The organism is Clostridium algidicarnis, from assembly GCF_000703125.1.
Lineage (GTDB): Bacteria > Bacillota > Clostridia > Clostridiales > Clostridiaceae > Clostridium_L > Clostridium_L algidicarnis.
On record NZ_JNLN01000001.1, the window covers coordinates 536802 to 555843 of the forward strand.

A 19042-nucleotide genomic window follows, 5' to 3' on the forward strand; every position below is an offset into this window, starting at 1 on the left:
TCACTCCTCTAGTTCAGATTGTGGGATTAAAATAATAAATTCTGTACCTTGATCCTCTATAGAAGTAAATTTAACTGTTCCCTTTAACTTCACTTCTATTATATCTTTTACAATGCTCAGTCCAAGTCCCCTATTAATACTTCCAGTTTCAAAGTTTATCCTGGTAGAAAATCCTGGACTAAATATATGTTCAGCATCCTTTTTTGAAATTCCCCTTCCATTATCTATAATCTTAAAGGCATGGTATTTTTCATCTTCCCTTTCAACTATGTAATGAATTAATTCTATATTTCCATTATAACTTTTTGATAGACTACTTGAATCTATTGATAGTCTTTGATCTATTGAGTCTATAGCGTTATTTATAATATTTCTAAATATAGAAATTAAATAATAATGCTTCATAGTGTTGAAGTTTTGTCCTTTTTCTATATGTAACTTTATATTTTTATCTTTAAGTGAAGGATCCATAATTTCACCTATAAGCTCTAGAACATCATAAAACTCCATAACCTTTTCATCAACCTTATCATCAGTTATCTCTATAACCCCTCTTGATATAAGTGCTATTTGCTTTTTTATTTCATGTATATCCTTAGCTATTTCTACTGCTTCACTCTCCCACTTTGGATACTTTTTAAAGGACTTTATTTCATTATAAAATTTATAGGATTTACTCATAACTATTTCAACGTTATCCATAGTCTTTTCCATTAAATATACTTCACTTTTCATCCTTGAACTAGCCATGACAAGGTTCATATACCTATCTTTATGTTCTTTTTTCAAAAGCTTTATACTGTATCTATTCATGAGATTTAATATAATCCATATGAAAGATGATCTTAATATTGCAACTATACCTAGACCTATGTATATTTTTATACCAACTACCTCTTTTAAAAGATAAGTCCTCACCATCATTTCTGAAATGTTAGCAAAAAGGTCACAGATTATGGTATAAAAGAAAAGTTTATTCACTGTTTTTATCCTCTTATTGAATATTAGATAGAAGATAACATAACTTGTGTAAAATATAGTCTCTGGAAAGTAATTAATTAATCCTTCACTAAAATAATGAAGTACTCCTCCAGACTGCAGAAAATATATAAATGCTCTTAAAATACAGACAAAGAGCCCACAAAACATCCCCGTCTTTAACTTATCTTCTGTATCTTCTTCATAAAAAATTATTATTAGTATTACTATACCGAAAGATACATTAAAGTTTTCTACGAATATCCCCATATAAACCTGTGAAAATAGCGCTGCAATAGCTGCTATGAATATAATATTTTCTTTTAGCTTAAAACCTTCCTCCATAAAATCCATCCTTTTATATGTATTATATAAATATTTCGACATTTTTATCTGAAAACCTTTTATCTTTATAAAGTTATGTTACATAAATAACAACCTTAACCATGATTATATTATATTTATAATTATAAAAAAAGCATGTATTTAAAGATAAAATCTAAATACGTGCTTTTAGTGTATTTAAAGACAAAATCTTAATACATGTTTTTTTATATGATTATCCATATAAATCTTTAAGTGAAAGATTTATATAATGTTCACTGATACTTATTTTTTTAAATAATTTAAATACAACACCATATAATATTCACTTCTAACTTTAAACTTTACCTTAGTTGCCTTGTATGATTTTAATAATAAGTTCTGCTGTACCTACATTATATCCACTGGTGGCATAAATTCCATTTATATACTCTTTTGAGTGTTGCACAGTTTTTAAGCCCTCAGCTATAAGTATCAATGGAAGTTTATCCGGATCTAGATACATTCTTCTAGCAATATTATTTATATTCTCTTTAGAATGGTCAAAACAAGTTTTAATATTTGGTATTAGTTCATAAACCTTTTCTAAAGTTTTATTTTTAAGAGCCTTAATATCTTTTAAAATAAATATAATGTTAGCTTTTATATCATTAAAATCTTTATAGTTATTTATCATTTCATTTAATATATGCTCTGTTGGTTCCATACCTTCCTCTATCCAAATAATAATGCACTTCTTATCCTTTACTAATTGATGAAGATTAACTATATTATCATTTTTATCTTTAATACTTAAATCATCAATTTCATAATTTTCCATCATATCTGATATTTTTATATCTCTAAGGTTTATATCTATAACCTTAGTTTCTTCAGCCCTAAGGTTAAAAGTATACTTTTTCACAAATACACCCCCATTAGGAAGCCTATTTGAAGTTAATATTCTATAATCACCTAAATTTAGACTTATATTAATATTGCCATTACCTTTTATATTCTGATCTAAATTAAGGGTTTTATAAACTCCATTTTTTAATGCCGCTATAGATAGGTTTTGAAAGTATTTTAATTCTGATTGACTAACATTATTAATTATAACCTCTGATGTAATTAATTTATCCTTATCTTCTACTTTTATAAATCCGTTGTCATAATATTCTATATATAAATCAATTTCATTTATTCTGGCAGGTATTCCTATACTTCTACATATTGCAACAAACAAAATTTTCTTTGACATTAAGCTTCCAATCCCCGCATTAAGCAAAGCTACTGGTGTAGTATATAGTTCTTCGTATTCATATTCTTTAAGTTCTTTTATGCTTTGTTTTACATAACTCCATATTTCTATGGGCTTTTTTACAAAACTTTCTTTTAAGTCATTATTAAAATACTTTATTATAAACTCTCTGTAATTAGTTATGGATTCTAAATATATTCTAGGGCAAAGTACATAGTTAAAATATATTTCTTTTGGATAATCTCCAGTAAATTCAACTGCATTATTAATATGCCCAGTTAAAATATTAGCTTTACTATCTATATAATCTTTTTTCTTAAGGCAGCTTAATAAACTTATAGCTTCTTCAAATTTGTGGTTATTATAACTACAGCGCAAGAATTCTAAAATTTCATTATAATTTTCCATGGAATCCAATAATATTTCTTTTATTTTAGACTCATATTCATCTAAATTATCTATTGATTTTAAGATATCTTTTGTGGTTTTTGTATCTTTTTCTTCTCTTATGGTATTACATTTTGTTACTCTTTCCTTATGTTGAAGTTCCTCATCCTTAGTTATAGGAGCATATACAGCCTTTTTATCACTTGGGGAAATTATATCTATATCCTGTCCATTACTTATTTTATTTCTATTTTCTAGATTTATGTATTCTTCATTTATATTTTCATTTGTTTTGTTTAAGATTTCTTTGTTGGTTTTTATTGTATCCATTTCTTCTTCACTATAAACAAATTCATTAATATTAAAAGTTATTTCATCTAAATCTTTTGTATTTACTACTTTGTACATGAACTTTTTATCTTTTACTACATGAATTACCACAGTTCCAAGTCCTATATTTATGCAGACTTTTCCACTTTCATCCGTATTTAATATAGCTATATTTGCAAATTCAGAATAATTTAGTATTTGAAATCTTACTTTTGCATCCTTTACGGGTTTATTTCTAAAGTTTAGTACCTTAACAGTGATCTTCTTTGAACTCGCATAACTTCTAATATTATTTATAGTAGTTACTACCTTATTATTTGAAATTACATCCTCATCTTTAAAATATCCAGAAAATATTCTACTATGAATTATCATAGCCCTAGAAGCTGCTGATGTAAACCATCCTTTGTCTAGGACCTTTTCTGGCTCACAGGCTCCAAGATAATGCCATTCTCCATCACACCACACTTCCACCCAGGCATGGTTGTCATCACAATGGGCCCACCTTGGAGTATATATCTGCCTTGCTGGAATTCCTACACTACGAAGGGCTGTAACGGTAAATGTTGACTCTTCTCCACATCTTCCATATCCACATTTTAACAAGGTTAGTGGTGATGCTGTTCTTTCATCTGTAGACTTGTATGTTACCTTCTCTGCACACCAATAGTTAACTTCTAAAATTGCTTCCTCCATGCTTTTATTTGTCAATTTATAATTTAGCATGTCGTAAAATGTCTTTCTACAGTCCTCTATTTCTTCATTGTTTATACGATAATGAACCACATAATTTAAAAATATATCTTCAGGTATTTTATATGTCCAAGTACAAGTCTCTCTTAAAAATATTGCATGTTTAACATACTCATAAAAAAGTTCGAAATCATAACTGAAAATATCATGTACATTCATAGAAGCATATAAATATTTAATCAAAAACCGCTCCTCTTCATTGCATAATGAGATTTTATAAAGTATATCTTCTTTTTTTCCGCCACATATTTCTAACATGTCACAAAACTTAGAGTTTGCATATTCTTGAACCTCATTTGTATATACCATATACATCTACTCCTTTTCCAAAAATAAATAATACATAGATGTTACCCCAGCCCCTGTAGCCCCTTTGGATTGGTATTCATAAAGTGGAGTATCTACCCAGGCAGTACCAGCAATATCTAAATGTATCCAAGGCATATTTTCCACAAACTCTTCAATAAAAAGTCCTGCTGTTATGGTTCCACAATAGCTTTTACCCATGTTTTTAATGTCTGCTATGTTACTTTTTATCATATCACGATGTTCATCACATATAGGAAATCTCCAATATTGTTCGCCTGATTTATTGTAGGCTTCTTTAAATTCCTTGAAAAACTTATCATTATTTGTCAAAACTCCTGCTGTACTAAACCCTAGGGCATTAACCACAGATCCTGTTAATGTTGCTATGTCTATAATCTTAGAGGCACCTTCCTTTTGAATGGCATAGGTTACAGCATCCGCTAAAATAAGACGCCCTTCCGCATCTGTATTTAAAACTTCAATGGTTTTCCCTGACATTGAACCTATTACATCCCCTGGGATAAAGCTTTCTCTTGAAATTCTATTCTCCGATGCTGGTATAACTCCAACTACATTAGCCTTTATATTGTTTTTTGCTAAAGAGTATATAGTTCCTACAACTGCAGCCCCACCGGCCATATCTCCCTTTATACCTTCCATAGAATTAGAAGGTTTTAAGCAATATCCTCCAGTATCACAGGTGACTCCTTTACCTACAAGTGCAGTAATATCCTTGCTACTAGGATCAGCTAAATATCTAAGTACAATAAGTCTTGGAGGATTTCCACTGCTTTTCCCAACTGTATAAAAAGCCTCCATACCAGTATTTTTAATGTAATTCTCATCTAAAACTTCTACATCCACTGCTGTACCTTCATGAATCGATGCTATTGTTTCAGCCATAATTATAGGAGTTAGCATATTTGCCGGTGTATTAACTAAATCTCTTGCAAGCATAACTCCATCAGAAATATTAGTTCCGAGTCTTATTTCTTCTACTATTCTTTCCTCATTGTAACTTTCATAACCTTGAATGAATATATTATATTTTTCTTGTTTTTTTGATGTTTTATAATTCTTTAACTCATAAAGCCCTAAGTTTATGCCAAGTACCACCTCTGTTATACATCTAACATCATACTCTTTTAAAAACATAGAAACATCTACAGAAATATCTTCTACCTCATATTTTTTAATCTGTTTTATACTGTACGCCACAATATCTTTAATCTTATTAAAACTAAATTTTGATTTTTCACCAAGGCCTACATATAATAATGAAACGCCCCCCTCTTCAATAAAAGGAATACTTGTCTTATATTTCTTATGAAAAACCTTATTAACCTTCTCTGGCAAATCATTTAAGTTTCTATTTGCATTTATACTTTCATCTTCATAAACAAATACAGTCTTAAAATCAAATTTTTTAAGTTTATCTACACTTATCATAAAATCACTCCTAGTTAATTTTAATAGTTCCCTTTTTATGGTTGCACCTCTGAGGTGCTCCCATAAAAAGGGAGTACCTCAGAGGTGCAGCCAATTTATGGAATAACGGTTTATGATATTTAATAATCTTTCTGCTTACTTCATAAATTAATATTCTATTGAAAACATATTATGTCCTTCTATTTTATCTACATTAAATATTATATAACCATCAGTGTTTGTGAAATCTATAGATTTTAACTTGGGTACCACTTTTACTGCCTTAACCTGTTTTTCTCCAACATATAATTTAAACTCTAAATTATAAAGTGGAATAACATCTTCTATTGTATAGATATCTTCTGAACGTTTCTCTGTTATATAGTGTAGGACATGAAGTATGTCTCTATTATGGTCTGCTTGTCTATTTATAGCTGTAATAACTGTAGAGGGTCCGTTATGATTAACAAGCTTGTGATCTAAAAGCATTTCTATAGCATCTTTTATAATTGACTTGCACCATCTAGCACAATTTTTTCGATATATCTTAAATATAGGATGTGCAAAATATATGACATTTCCTTTTCTAGTAGCTGCTGGATATCCAATTTTTCCTGAAGAGGGGGTATGTTGATGTGAGCAAAAGGTCTTACCCTCTCTATTAAAATAAGGTTCTATAGAATTCATTAAAACTTTTGCGTCATTAACCTTAGTTTTAGCGCCTCTTAAATACATAACATACTCTTCTTTATATAAATCTTTTCCTATAACATCATTAGGTAAAATAAAATCTCTATAATACTCTGACTCACCTTCATAAGAAATTCCATATAGACTACTATCTTTATTTTTATCATCTATTAAAGACTTATTAGTTCCAATTACTTTACCACCATTTTTAATATATTCTAAAAGTTTTGACTCTAGTGTAGGCATAAACTTTATATCATCTGGCAATATAATAAGCTTATATTTTTCAAAATCAAATTTACTGTCTATAATCTCAAATTGATAGGATAATTCTTGAAGCATCCTTACTGTTCCTATTAAAGCATTTGGAATGCCAAGGTCATGATCTTTAAAAGAGTAAAATTCTTCAGGGGTTAGTACTGCTATTTCTGATACTGGCTTTGCACCTATGCAATAATCTTCCTTTTCTTTTACCTTTTCATAAACAGAACCTATTAAATCATAAGCTGCTTTAGACATCTTTCCACTAGGATGAAGCTGATCTCCTATAGAACATCCAGCCCCTAATGCTAGCATATTAAAACATTCAAATTCTAATGCTGCCTTGTTTTTTAGAGAATGAAAGTCTCCCCAATAAGTGTGAAACTTTCCTGTCATACCTATTATGTCTTTCCCTAAATTTCTAGCATACCTAACCGTTGCTGGAAAATGATCATAGCCCCAGCCACCACTAGGCAAAGATTCTAATTCTAAATGAGTATATTCATCTAAGGCTTTCTTAGAATTTGGTCCTATATGAGAGCTATTATAAAATATACTTGCCTTTGGAGCTCTAGAATTTATAAATTCAGTGATTTCCTTTTTAAATTCATCTAACATCACTATAGAATACTCGATTCTACTATCCTTAACCTTTGAATCAAAACCTAAAGCTTCCATTTTTTTCACACAACGTTTACAATTGCAATCCACTTTAAAAAGTATGTCCATAAAAAATCCATCTATATTCTCTACACCTACAACATCTATAATATCTTGAAGGTGGCTTTTAAAGTATTGTCTATAGTCACTATTTAAACAAATAGTATAATAAAAATGTGGCTCTTCAACTCCTTGGCTATTAATAAACTCACCATTTTCATCTATAGCTAGCCACTCTTTATGTGTTCTTGCAATATATCCATCCCACTGAACAGTTGTATAAATAGGCACTCTAATATCATTTTCATGACAAGCTTCAATTTGCTCTAATAATAAATTATGATTAGTTAAATTCGGATGTATAAGCTCCGGTGTATTTTTAGAAGGGTAATATAGCCACCCATGATGACATCTTGCAAAACAAGTAATAGAATTAACATTTGCCTTTTTTAAAGTAGCTACAAACTCCTCCTTTTTAAACTCCTTAGCCACATCTTCTATATATTCACTGCTATGAAAATCTAAATGGACTTGTCTATACCTTAATTCATTCATATGAAAATCCCCCTATAATTTATTCTTTTACAGCTCCTGCTGCTAGTCCACCTTCAACTTTTTCTTGGAATAATAAGTATATGATAAGTGGTACTACAACTGTAATTACTATGGCTGCCATTAAGGGGCCATATTCAGATCCCCGCTCACCACTAAAATTTAAAAGCCCTAATGAAATAGGCTTTAATCTATCATCATTTATAAATAATAATGGGAACAGTATATTGTTCCAAGCTCCTAGAAAATTAAATATTGATATGGTAGATATTGCTGGTACTGATAACGGCAATATAATTCTAGTGTATATTTGAAAATATCCTGCACCATCTATAATTGCCGCCTCTTCTAGTGATAAATTAATTCCCTTCATAAAGTTTGTTAATACAAATATGCTAAAAGGAAGTGAGAAGGCCACATATAGCAGTACAAGTGCCACCAGATTATTTTTAAGTCCTAGTCTCCCAATTAAATAGGAAACAGGCACAAGTATTGTATGCATTGGTATCATCATACCTAACAAAAAGAATATTGATATATATTTATTTACCTTAAAATCAAATCTAGCAAGTACATATGCAGCCATAGATGCCACAATTGCAAGAATTATAACTGTAGCTAACGAGATCATAATACTATTTAAAAAATATTTACTCATATTAGCTTCTTTCCATGCTACTATATAGTTTTCATATCTAAAAACTTTAGGTAAGCTAAATGGATTACTAAATATTTCATTATTTTGTTTTAAAGATGAAATTATAGTAAACAACATTGGGCATATAAATACTAGGGACATTATCCCTAGAAATGCATATAACCCTATTTTATTATTTATCCTTTTATTTGGATTATACTTTTCTCTTTTCATTATTTACCCTCCTCATATTGTTTTCTTTTATCCATAATAAAATTGCTTCCTATGGTTAAAATTAAAGCAATCACAAGTATAATTACCCCTATTGCGCTACCAATTCCATAATTATCATATCTAAATGCTTGATAATACATAAGTGTAGTTGGAAGATTTGTAAGTCCATTAGGCCCACCCTCAGTCATTACAAAAATAAGATCGAATACTTTTATTGACCCTATTATATCCATAAGTATACACATACTTAAAATTGGTTTAAGCATTGGAATAGTTATATGAAAGAACTTTTTAAAAGAGGTTGCCCCATCAATAGATGCCGCTTCATAAACCTCTTCTGGTATAGTTGTAAGACCTGCCATCAATATAACCATATAATATCCAATACCAGCCCATATGTTTACAAATATTATAGTATTCATTGCAGTTGCTGGGTTTATAAGCCATCCTTTTGCAAGATTCATAAATCCCATAAGTTCTAGAATTTTATTTAAAGAACCATTTGGCATAAATATAAAATACCACAATAATCCTACTGCTGTTAATGGAAATATAGTTGGTATAAAGTACATTACCTTAAAAAATCTGTATCCTCTGCATTTGGTATTTATAGCAACAGCTAATAGGAGTGCTATTGGTGTATGGAAAAGCACACTGAAAAATACCATCTTAGTCATGTTTTTTAAAGACAGCATAAATGCTGGGTCTTTAAATACTGAAATGTAGTTTTTAAGTCCTACAAAGTTTATAGGTGTGCCCATAATTCCTTTCCAATCAGCAGTCGAAAAGTATATGGCTCCAAACATAGGTAATATAAGAAACACTATGTAAATTAATAACGCTGGCACTAAAAAAAGTATTACTTTCGATTTATCTTTTTTATTTTTTAACTTAATCAAACTAATATCCCCCTTTTTAAAGGTGGTTCCAAAGATAAATCCTTGGAACCTTCATAACTGATTTATTCATATTTATTTAACCTTACTTTATTTTGACTTATCTATTTCAGCTTGTATTTCTTTTGCTGCTTCCTCTGGTGTCTTTCCGATAAACATACTTACTATTGAGTTTCTAGTTCTATCCTGCATAGATGGAAGTGAATCAAAATCAAATACATCTACTGCTATTCCTGTAGAAGTTGCACCTAAATTCATATTATCTAAAAACAATGAGGAAACTTTTGATTTATCAATTTCTATATCTTTTCTTGGAATAAGAAATTGTGATTCTTCTGCAAATGTTTTTGCAGCCTCAGCTGAAGTTAACATTTTTAGTAATTCAACTGTATATTCCTTTTCTTTACCTTCAAGCTTCCCATTAACCATATAGGGGCTTAATATTTGCATATCATCATTTTTAAATTCAGGTTTTTCTTCAAAATAAGGGAATTTAGCTACTTTTATAGATTCAGTATATTCAGTTTCACTTGGGTTTGTAAATTTACCTAAGTTCCAAGGTCCAGTAATAATCATAGCAGATTTTCCTTGAAGAAATTCTGTTAAAACTATATCATCGCTAATACCAGCAGAATCTTCACCAAAAGCTTTCATATCATTTAATTCTTTTACAAACCCTAATGTTTTAACTACTTCTGGATCTGTCCATTTGGCATCTCTAGATCCTAATTTTTTTGCTGCCTCTGTACCCATCCATTTATAAAATATCTGATCATGAAGGTGCCCTGCCATGTAGGTAGTTTTAGCTCCAAGTGCAATTGGTGTAACTTTGTTATCACTTAATTTTTTTATGGCTACTTTAAATTCTGTCCAAGTTTCTGGAAACTTTTCTATACCTGCTTCTTTAAACAGCTTTTCATTGTAATATACTCCAACAAGTCCTGACTCCATAGGAATTCCATAAGTACCCTCATACCCCTGAACCTGATAGTAACTAAGAGCTCCCTTGGTAAATCCTTCTCCCCATTTCGGATCTTCTTTTAAAATTGGGTCCATATTCATCAACAATCCACCTTTAATATAGTCTCCAAGGTTAGCTACCCCTTGAATTCTGAATATATTTGGAAGTGTCCCTGATGCTAAATCGGTTTTTAATTTATTGTTAAATGATGATTCTTCTCCTTGAGATTCATCCACGACAGTTACATCTGGATGCTTAGCTTCAAATTCTTTTATAATATCTTTATATATCTTTACCTGATTAGATGTACCTGCCATTCTAGTTAGAAGCCTTATTTCTACTTTATCTCCATCTTCTTTACCAGTGCTTGTTCCTTTGCTTCCACACCCTACTATTCCAATACTAAGTGACGCTGCAAGTAATAATGCTAATACCTTTTTCATTTTTTTCCCTCCACCTTTTTTATTTTTCATTTAAAAAATGTATCCACTTTATTTTTAATAACATTGTAGATGATATTTATTTGTATAATGGTCCATAAGCCTTACAAGCCCTAAAATCAGCACTTTCTATATCTTTAGTTCCAAAAGCTGCAAAACTGTGAGGTCTAAATATATCCTTATCCTCAATATTATGAAGTGACACCGGTATTCTAAGCATACTCGCTAAAGTTATTAATTCTTTTCCTATATGTCCATAGCTAAATGCCCCATGGTTAGCCCCCCAGTTTTTCATAACGCTATATACATCTTCAAAACCTTTAACTCCAAGCCTTGGAACAAACCATGTTGTTGGCCATGTCTTATCTGTTCTTTCATCTAATATTTTATGAATATCATCTTCAAGTATAATCGTATGTCCTTCTGCAATTTGAAGTACTGGTCCTATGCCATAAACCAAATTTAATCTAATTAGTGTAACAGGCATCTCACTTTGAGTTCTAAAGTGTGATGAAAATCCTCCCCCTCTAAAATATCCAAGATTTGCAGGGCACCAATCAGTTGCTTTAAGACATGCATTAATATCATCTGACTCCATATCCCACCATGGTTTAATGCAGTTCTTACCATATTTATCTTTTGAAAGTCCTACTGCATCTAAAGCTGCTGCTCCTGAATTAATTAAATGAATGAATCCATTTTCTGCCCTACCCTCTAATTTTTTTCCTGTAACTCTTAGTACAGCCTCTGGACTCCAGTAAGTTCTTACATCTGCAAATACACTAGCAGTTCCAGTTAAAAGTTTTCCGAAAAGCATGGAAACCGCATTTAATGTATCATTTTCTGTAGCTAATGTAGTAGGCTCTTTTTTACCATTCCAATCAAAGGATGAGTTTAAAATAGCTTCTGTAAAATCTCCATTAGGTAGCCAGTCTGTCCACATTCTTTGCCCTTGAAATCCTCCTAAAATAGCATTTCGTCCCATAGCTTCTTCAAAAAAGCCTAATTCTTTTAACCTTGGATTGCCTATCATGATATCTTTACAGACTAAAGTCATTTTAACTACAAACTCCCACTCTTCTTTTTTCTTTTCAGTTGAATGTCTTTTGTCCTCTGTATTTAGCTCATAACCTTCTTTACAATTTTCCTGCACCCACTTAATTGCTACTTCATATTCCTCATTATCATAAATTCCATTATTTATTCTTCTTAATATCTCCGTCATGTCTACCCATTCAGCTCTTATTCCAAGATACTTTTGAAAAAATTCTGGATCACAGAAAGATCCCATTATCCCCATTGCTACTGAACCTAAATTAACATATGATTTATTTTTCATAACACCCACTGCTATAGCACATTTCCCAAATCTTAATATTTTTTCTTTAACGTCTTCTGGTATTTTTGTATCATCTAAATCTTGTACATCCTTACCGTATATAGAGAATGCTGGTAGTCCCTTTTGTGCGTATGCTGCCATTACAGCTGCTAAATAAACAGCCCCTGGTCTTTCTGTTCCATTGAATCCCCATACAGCCTTTATAGTGAGTGGATCTAAATCCATAGTTTCACTTCCATAACACCAACAAGGTGTTACAGTTAAAGTTGCACAAACGTTTTCAGTTGAAAATTTTTCAGCACACTTTGAGGCTTCGTAAGATCCTCCAATGGTGGTATCTGAAATCACGCACTCTACCTTAGTTGCATCTGGATACAACAAGTTTTCTTCTAAAAACTTTGCTGCAGCTTTAGCCATGTTCATCGTTTGATCTTCCAGCCCCTCTCTTACACCTCCCCACCGTCCATCAATAGTGGGTCTTATCCCTATTTTAGGATAACTCATATTATCTCCTCCTATAATTTATCTTCTACCTTTTCAATTATACTTTTATATTTAATATAGTTATCATTCCAAATCTTACTTTTACATGGAATATATTTATCTATTTCAAAGGATTCTCTGACTATATTTCTTCCTTCTTGAAGGTTTTTAATTTCACCTTGTGCAATTAATTGAACTACTATGTTGCCTATAGCTGTTGCCTCAATTGGTCCTGCAATTACTTCAAGTCCTAAGGCTTCCGCCGTCATTTGACATAATAATTTTGACTTAATTCCACCACCCACCATGTGTATCAATTTATACTCTTCTTTTATACATTCACTTATTTGTTCATAGGTATATCTATATTTAAATGCAAGACTTTCATAAATACACCTAAATATTTCTCCATGAGTTTTAGGTATGTACTGACCTGTACTCTTTGCATAATTTTGAACTTTTAGCGGTATATCACCCGATAGTTGAAATTCATCTGAGTCAACATCTATAAAGCAGGTGAATTCATCAGCCTCATAAGCAATTTTTTCAATATCACTATAGCTGTAACTTTTACCTTCTTTTTCAAAATACCTCTTTGTCTCTTGTATAAGCCAAAGTCCTCTTATATTTTTTAGAAACGTTGTGGTACCATCCACTCCAGTTTCATTTGTAATATTATACTTCATGGACTTTTCATTTATTAAAGGTTCTTTTAGTTCAGTTCCCAAAAGAGACCAAGTTCCACAAGATATAAATATAAAGGGCTTTTTAGAAGGCACAGCCACAACGGCACTTGCTGTATCATGCCCACAAACAGCAATTACAGTTTTTATATTTATCTGAAGTTCCTCTATTAATTCATCTTTAATAGTACCAATTTCTGTTCCTGATGAAATAATTTCAGGGAATATATCCTTATTAAATCCAAGCTTATTTATAATATATTGATTCCATTTCTTATTATAAGGATCAAATATTTGAGTTGTTGATGCTATTGTATTCTCCGATTTTCTTATCCCAGTTAAAAGATAGTTAAATAGGTCTGGCATCATAAGAATAGTTGTTGCATTGTCAATAATTTTCTCTTCTTTTGAATACTCATAGTAAAGTTGAAACAAGGTGTTTATCTCCATGATTTGGTTTCCGGTTAATGTATATAGCTTATCCATTGTTATATCTTGAGATACACTATTTATAATTCCTATAGTTCTTGTATCTCTATAATGGACAGGATTTCCTAATAAATTTCCATTCTTGTCTATAAGACCATAATCCACTCCCCAAGTATCGATTCCAATGCTGTCATATCCACCTTCAGCTTCGCCCATCTTCATAGCCTTTTTAATTTCACTAAATAGTTTTTCTAAGTCCCAATACATCCTTTCACCTTTAATAATAGGTGTATTTTCAAATCTATGAATTTCTTTAAGCTTAATCTTATTTCCATCAAAGGAACCTAATATACCTCGGCCACTAGAAGCACCTAAGTCAAAAGCAAGAACATTTTTTAACATCTACGCTCCTCCAATTCACCACTAATTAATTTATTCATCTTTAGCTTTATTGTATTTTTTATAACCAGGGTGTTTTCCTGAAACCTTATAAGCACTCCTCATACTTATTAATCTATCAATATTTTCTCTAGACAGTTCCCTTTCTTCCCCTAAAAGCTGAGCTACTAAGCTTGTCTTAGCCCAAAGTTCTAAAGTTTCCATCCTATAATAAGCAGTTACTAAGTCTTTTCCTACTGTTAATGCCCCATGATTTTCTAAAAGTATAACATCATGTTCTTTAAGATAAGGTGTTATAGAATTAGGAACTTCATCTGTAGATGGCGTACCGTATTCTGCTATAGGTACTGAGCCTACACTTATAACACATTCAACTAATGAATACACATCCATACTCTTATGAGCTAAGGCAAAACCTGTAGCTGTCGGTGGATGAGCATGTACTACTGCACCTACGTCATCTCTTTGTTCATAGCATCTTAAATGCATCTTTATTTCACTTGAAGGCTTATATTCATTCTTTGCTTCTAATACTTCACCTTTAGCATTTATCTTTACTATCTTATCAGGTGTCATGAAACTTTTACTTATTCCTGTTGGTGTTGTTAAAAAAGTATTTTCGTCAATTTTTACCGATACATTACCATCGTTTGCAGCTACCCACCCAAGTTGCCACATTTTATGACAAATATCACATATTTGCTCTTTTAGTTCATTTTCATTTTTATTCATCATTTTTCTCCTATATCTTATAAATTATTATATTTTATTCTTACAACTTTATTATAACCTTTAATATCACTTTGTATATATTTGAACATATTGTTGTTAAAATGCCCTTTTTAATGATATAATTTGTTCATATAAGTTCACATTAGTTCAAAGGAGAGTGTTAATATGTTTTCAAAAGAGAGATCTGAGGAAATACTTAATATACTAAAGGTAAAAAAGCAAGTATCTACAAGCTATCTTTGCGAAAAATTATATTGCAGCGTAGCAACTATAAGACGAGACTTAATAGAACTTGAGAAGGCGGGCCTCATTAAAAGGTTTCACGGAGGAGCTTCTTTAGTTCCAAATTTCAACATAGAATATTCTCATATGTTTAGAGAACTTGAAAATCAACAGGAGAAAAATTACATATGTAATCTTGCCTTAGATTTTATTTCTGATGGATATGCATTGTTTTTAGATTCAAGCAGTACTGTAGGAAGCATCTGCCACCTTCTTAAAAATTATAATAATATAACCGTTGTAACTAATGGAGTTAAGACAGCCTTGGAATTAGTTCAACTAGATTCAATTACCACCTTCATAGCAGGTGGACAGCTAAAAACTAGATCAACCTCTATAGTAGGAGAATTTACAAGCAACTTTATTGATAATTTCAAAGCAGATCTTTCTATAATTTCTTGCAGAGGTCTAGATGAAAATGGTGCCTATGAAGCTAGTCAAACGCAAGCTTTAGTAAAGCAGCATATGATTAGAAATTCAAAAAGCACCATACTCTTATGTGACAGTAGTAAGTTCAATCACTCAAACTTTTATAAGCTTGATTCCTTTGAAAATATAGAAGCTATTATCACTGATATTGAGCCTTCTTCTAAAATATTAAATAGCATTTTATTATCTGGATGTGAAGCAATATATTAAACACCATTTTATGGATGCACCTCCGAGGTGCTCCCATAAAAAGGGAACACCTCGGAGGTGCACACAAATTCAAAAAAGTCAGAGATTCCAATGATTTTTTTCATTAAGAATCTCTGACTTTTAATTTGTATTTTATTTAAACCTTAAATTTGTTTACTTCTTGAAGCATTTCATTAGTCATGTTGCTAAGCATCTGTGCTGATGCGGCTACCTCTTCTGTTGCTGCATTTGTTTCTTCTGAGGATGCAGCTATTTCTTCTGAAGATGCTGAAACTTCAAGTGAAACAGAGGATACTCCATCTACTCTAGATAAAATACTATCTTTATCTTTATTTATATCTTCTGCTGAGTTTTTAACTATTTCTATTTTAGGAATAACTTCATTTACAGCTTCAATAATGTTTGTGAAAGATACTATTGAATTATTAATAATTTTAACTTGGTTTATTAATTCATCATCCATTTTAGATGAATCCATCACGATTGTGTTAGTATTTTTAGATATTCCACTTATTAACTTACTAATCCTTTCAGATGATACTTTTGATTGCTCTGCAAGCTTTCTTATTTCTTCTGCAACTACAGAAAAACCTCTTCCAGATTCTCCTGCCCTAGCTGCTTCGATAGCAGCATTTAATGCTAATAAATTTGTTTGCTCTGCAATGTTATTTATTATAGTTGTAATATCATTTATTTCATTTACGTCTTTTCCAAGCTCTGTAATCTTCCCACTAAAGTTCTTAAATGAAACACTAACATTTGTTACAGACTCATTTAATTCATTCATTTCACTGCTACTTTCATTTGCCATTACACTAATTCCTCTAGAATTCGAATCTACAACTTGTATTTCTCTTACCATTTGAGATAACTTATTGCTAAACTCATCAAGTATATCTGTTACATTTATTAATTCTTCAGATTGAGAGCTTGTCCCTTCAGCTATTTGATTTATTGCTTCAGCAACATTTTGTGATGAGCTAGATATTTCTTCCGCAACTGCTGATAGATTCTCTGATTGCATATTAATATTTGAAGAACTATCCTTTATTCCATTTATCATCTTTCTTAATGATTCTTGCATTATTTTCATTGAATTAGTCATGTCCCCAACTTCATCCTGTAGCTTTAAATATTTAGGAGAAACCTCTTCACATAAATCTCCCTTTGCTAATAAGTCTAAATGTTTTGAAGTTGATCTTATTCCTTTAGATATCCTTTCTGAAATAACATAAACTACCCCAATTCCAATTAATAAAAATAATATGGATAATACTTCAATAGATGTTTTAATGCTATTAAGTTCTGACAATACTTCATCTTTAGACACTACTACTCCTACTGACCAATCAGTACCTTTAACTGGAGCATATCCTATGTATTTATGTATTCCCTCATATTCATAGTCACCTATTCCTGTTTCTCCTAAACCCATTTTATTTTCAATATCCGCTAACTTTTGTAATTTGTCATCCTTTTTTGCTTCTTCAGCAGTATTATACATATTCATAACTAAATCTTTATTACTATGTGATATAATTGTCCCATCTTTTTTTATCATATATCCGCTGCCTGTTTCTCCAAATTTAATCTGATTAGTTAATGAACTTAATTGATTACCATCTCTTACTTGAAGTAAGGCACCTACCACTTCATTATTATTTTTAATTGGAGTGGCATATACCACTACAATGGTCCCATCCACTTTGCTTACTAAAGGATCCGATATATCACTTTTGCCAGACATTACCTTTTGAAAAAAAGATCTATCTTTAATATTAGCATCTTTTCCATTAGTATATTTCGCATAACCATCCTTATTAGCTATACCCATCATTATACTTTTATTTCTTTCAACCTCTTCTAAAAGAACTGACATTTTATTTTCCCATGAATTTTGAGTATCTCTTATGTCCTCTCTTGCTGCTACAATTTCTAATGATGTAAGCTGACCTTGAATTCTTCCTTCAATGTTACTTGCTGATTGTTCTGCGATCTTAGGTATAGTCTTTCCTATATTTGAAGTTAATGCCTTCGATGAATTTATGAAAGATAGTGCTCCAAAACCTATACATATAATCCCTATTAATAATCCTAAAAATACTATTAGCTTTGTTTTTATACTTTTCATGATTTCCCCCTAATTAATTTGCTTTAATTAATTATTTATTATTATTCTGATTTATCCTATTGCTACCCCCCTTCATAAATTGTTCTAGAATTCAGATGGAGGAGTATTTTCCGTAAGTAAACTCTCCCTAAACCTAAAAATCAATTGATATCACTATAATAATAACAATAATACTTAATTAACATTTAATATCTTTTTACACCAAAAAATACATACATATTATTTTAACACATTATATAATAGCATTAAATAACTTATTATATTTTTACTGAATTTATGATATACTATCCTTGATAACATTTTTAATTTCCCTCTAAAAACACCAAATAAGTCCCACTTAGGGAATAACGTTACAAAAATAAAAGGGGTATGAACTACCCTAAATTTATGGAAAGAGGCGCTGTACATATGGAGAAGGGATTAAATAAATTTAGTTTCAAAACAAATGCCACAACAAAGGTATTGGAAATCTTTACAGAGGGAGTATTTACACCTGAAGATGGTGCAGAATATGTTAAATGCTATAAGGCTGAAGTAGCTAAAATAACACCTGGTGAATATACATTGAAATTCGATTGCTCTAATTTAGAATTAAATAGACCAGAGGTACTACCTATACTTCAAGGCTGCTTTGAAATGTATAAAGTTAATAACTTTAAAAAAATTATAGCAACTGTAGGCAATTCTAAAAATAGTGTGATTTTAAAAATGCAAATTGGTAGACTTGCTAGAACTGTCGGCTTAGACAATATGGAAGTTATATAAATTAAGGTATTAAATATGAAGACACCCCGTTAAATATGATCAAAAACACTGTTTCAGGCCATATTTAATGGGGTGATTTT

At 30.9% G+C, this 19042-nt stretch carries 13 protein-coding genes; 2 read left to right on the forward strand and 11 right to left on the reverse strand.

Annotated elements, in window-relative coordinates; translation table 11 throughout:
* The 10 genes from BV55_RS0102640 to BV55_RS0102685 all read right to left on the reverse strand — a co-directional run bounded on the left by BV55_RS0102640 (position 1) and on the right by BV55_RS0102685 (position 15145).
* Positions 1-1323, reverse strand: coding sequence for an ATP-binding protein (locus tag BV55_RS0102640; RefSeq protein ID WP_035794220.1), 1323 nt, complete (start codon positions 1321-1323; stop codon positions 1-3).
* Positions 1324-1651: 328 nt separating this feature from the next.
* The gene (locus BV55_RS0102645) at positions 1652-4321 is read right to left on the reverse strand and encodes a transglutaminase domain-containing protein (protein ID WP_029451202.1); all 2670 of its coding nucleotides are present in this window, start codon (positions 4319-4321) and stop codon (positions 1652-1654) included.
* A gap of 6 nt (positions 4322-4327) precedes the next feature.
* Positions 4328-5770 carry a leucyl aminopeptidase gene (locus BV55_RS0102650; protein WP_029451203.1) on the reverse strand — a complete coding sequence of 481 codons (1443 nt, stop codon included), beginning with the start codon at positions 5768-5770 and terminating at the stop codon, positions 4328-4330.
* A gap of 147 nt (positions 5771-5917) precedes the next feature.
* Positions 5918-7915: an alpha-amylase family protein gene (locus BV55_RS0102655; RefSeq protein WP_029451204.1), complete on the reverse strand. Its 1998-nt coding sequence runs from the start codon at positions 7913-7915 to the stop codon at positions 5918-5920.
* A gap of 19 nt (positions 7916-7934) precedes the next feature.
* Positions 7935-8783, reverse strand: a complete 849-nt coding sequence (locus tag BV55_RS0102660; protein ID WP_029451205.1) for a carbohydrate ABC transporter permease — start codon at positions 8781-8783, stop codon at positions 7935-7937.
* Complete coding sequence (locus BV55_RS0102665; protein ID WP_029451206.1) at positions 8783-9682, reverse strand: carbohydrate ABC transporter permease; 900 nt, start codon at positions 9680-9682, stop codon at positions 8783-8785. The genes BV55_RS0102660 and BV55_RS0102665 overlap by 1 nt, the downstream gene beginning before the upstream one ends.
* Positions 9683-9769: 87 nt before the next feature.
* The gene (locus BV55_RS0102670) at positions 9770-11083 is read right to left on the reverse strand and encodes an ABC transporter substrate-binding protein (RefSeq protein ID WP_242850840.1); all 1314 of its coding nucleotides are present in this window, start codon (positions 11081-11083) and stop codon (positions 9770-9772) included.
* Positions 11084-11159: 76 nt separating this feature from the next.
* The gene (locus tag BV55_RS0102675) at positions 11160-12923 is read right to left on the reverse strand and encodes an L-fucose isomerase (RefSeq protein WP_029451208.1); all 1764 of its coding nucleotides are present in this window, start codon (positions 12921-12923) and stop codon (positions 11160-11162) included.
* An 11-nt stretch (positions 12924-12934) separates the two neighbouring features.
* Positions 12935-14416 (reverse strand): rhamnulokinase, encoded by a 1482-nt coding sequence (locus tag BV55_RS0102680; RefSeq protein ID WP_029451209.1) that lies wholly within the window; start codon positions 14414-14416, stop codon positions 12935-12937.
* A gap of 30 nt (positions 14417-14446) precedes the next feature.
* Positions 14447-15145 (reverse strand): class II aldolase/adducin family protein, encoded by a 699-nt coding sequence (locus BV55_RS0102685; RefSeq protein ID WP_029451211.1) that lies wholly within the window; start codon positions 15143-15145, stop codon positions 14447-14449.
* A gap of 165 nt (positions 15146-15310) precedes the next feature.
* Between BV55_RS0102685 and BV55_RS0102690 the strand changes: the two genes are divergently transcribed.
* Entirely contained in the window at positions 15311-16066 is a 756-nt protein-coding gene (locus BV55_RS0102690; protein WP_029451212.1) for a DeoR/GlpR family DNA-binding transcription regulator, read from the forward strand.
* A 136-nt stretch (positions 16067-16202) separates the two neighbouring features.
* Here BV55_RS0102690 and BV55_RS0102695 read toward each other — a convergent pair whose 3' ends face one another.
* The gene (locus BV55_RS0102695) at positions 16203-18197 is read right to left on the reverse strand and encodes a methyl-accepting chemotaxis protein (RefSeq protein ID WP_029451213.1); all 1995 of its coding nucleotides are present in this window, start codon (positions 18195-18197) and stop codon (positions 16203-16205) included.
* A 369-nt stretch (positions 18198-18566) separates the two neighbouring features.
* On the opposite strand from BV55_RS0102695, the gene BV55_RS0102700 reads away from it, so the two are divergent.
* Positions 18567-18962: a hypothetical protein gene (locus BV55_RS0102700; RefSeq protein ID WP_198023181.1), complete on the forward strand. Its 396-nt coding sequence runs from the start codon at positions 18567-18569 to the stop codon at positions 18960-18962.
* Positions 18963-19042: the final 80 nt, after the last annotated feature.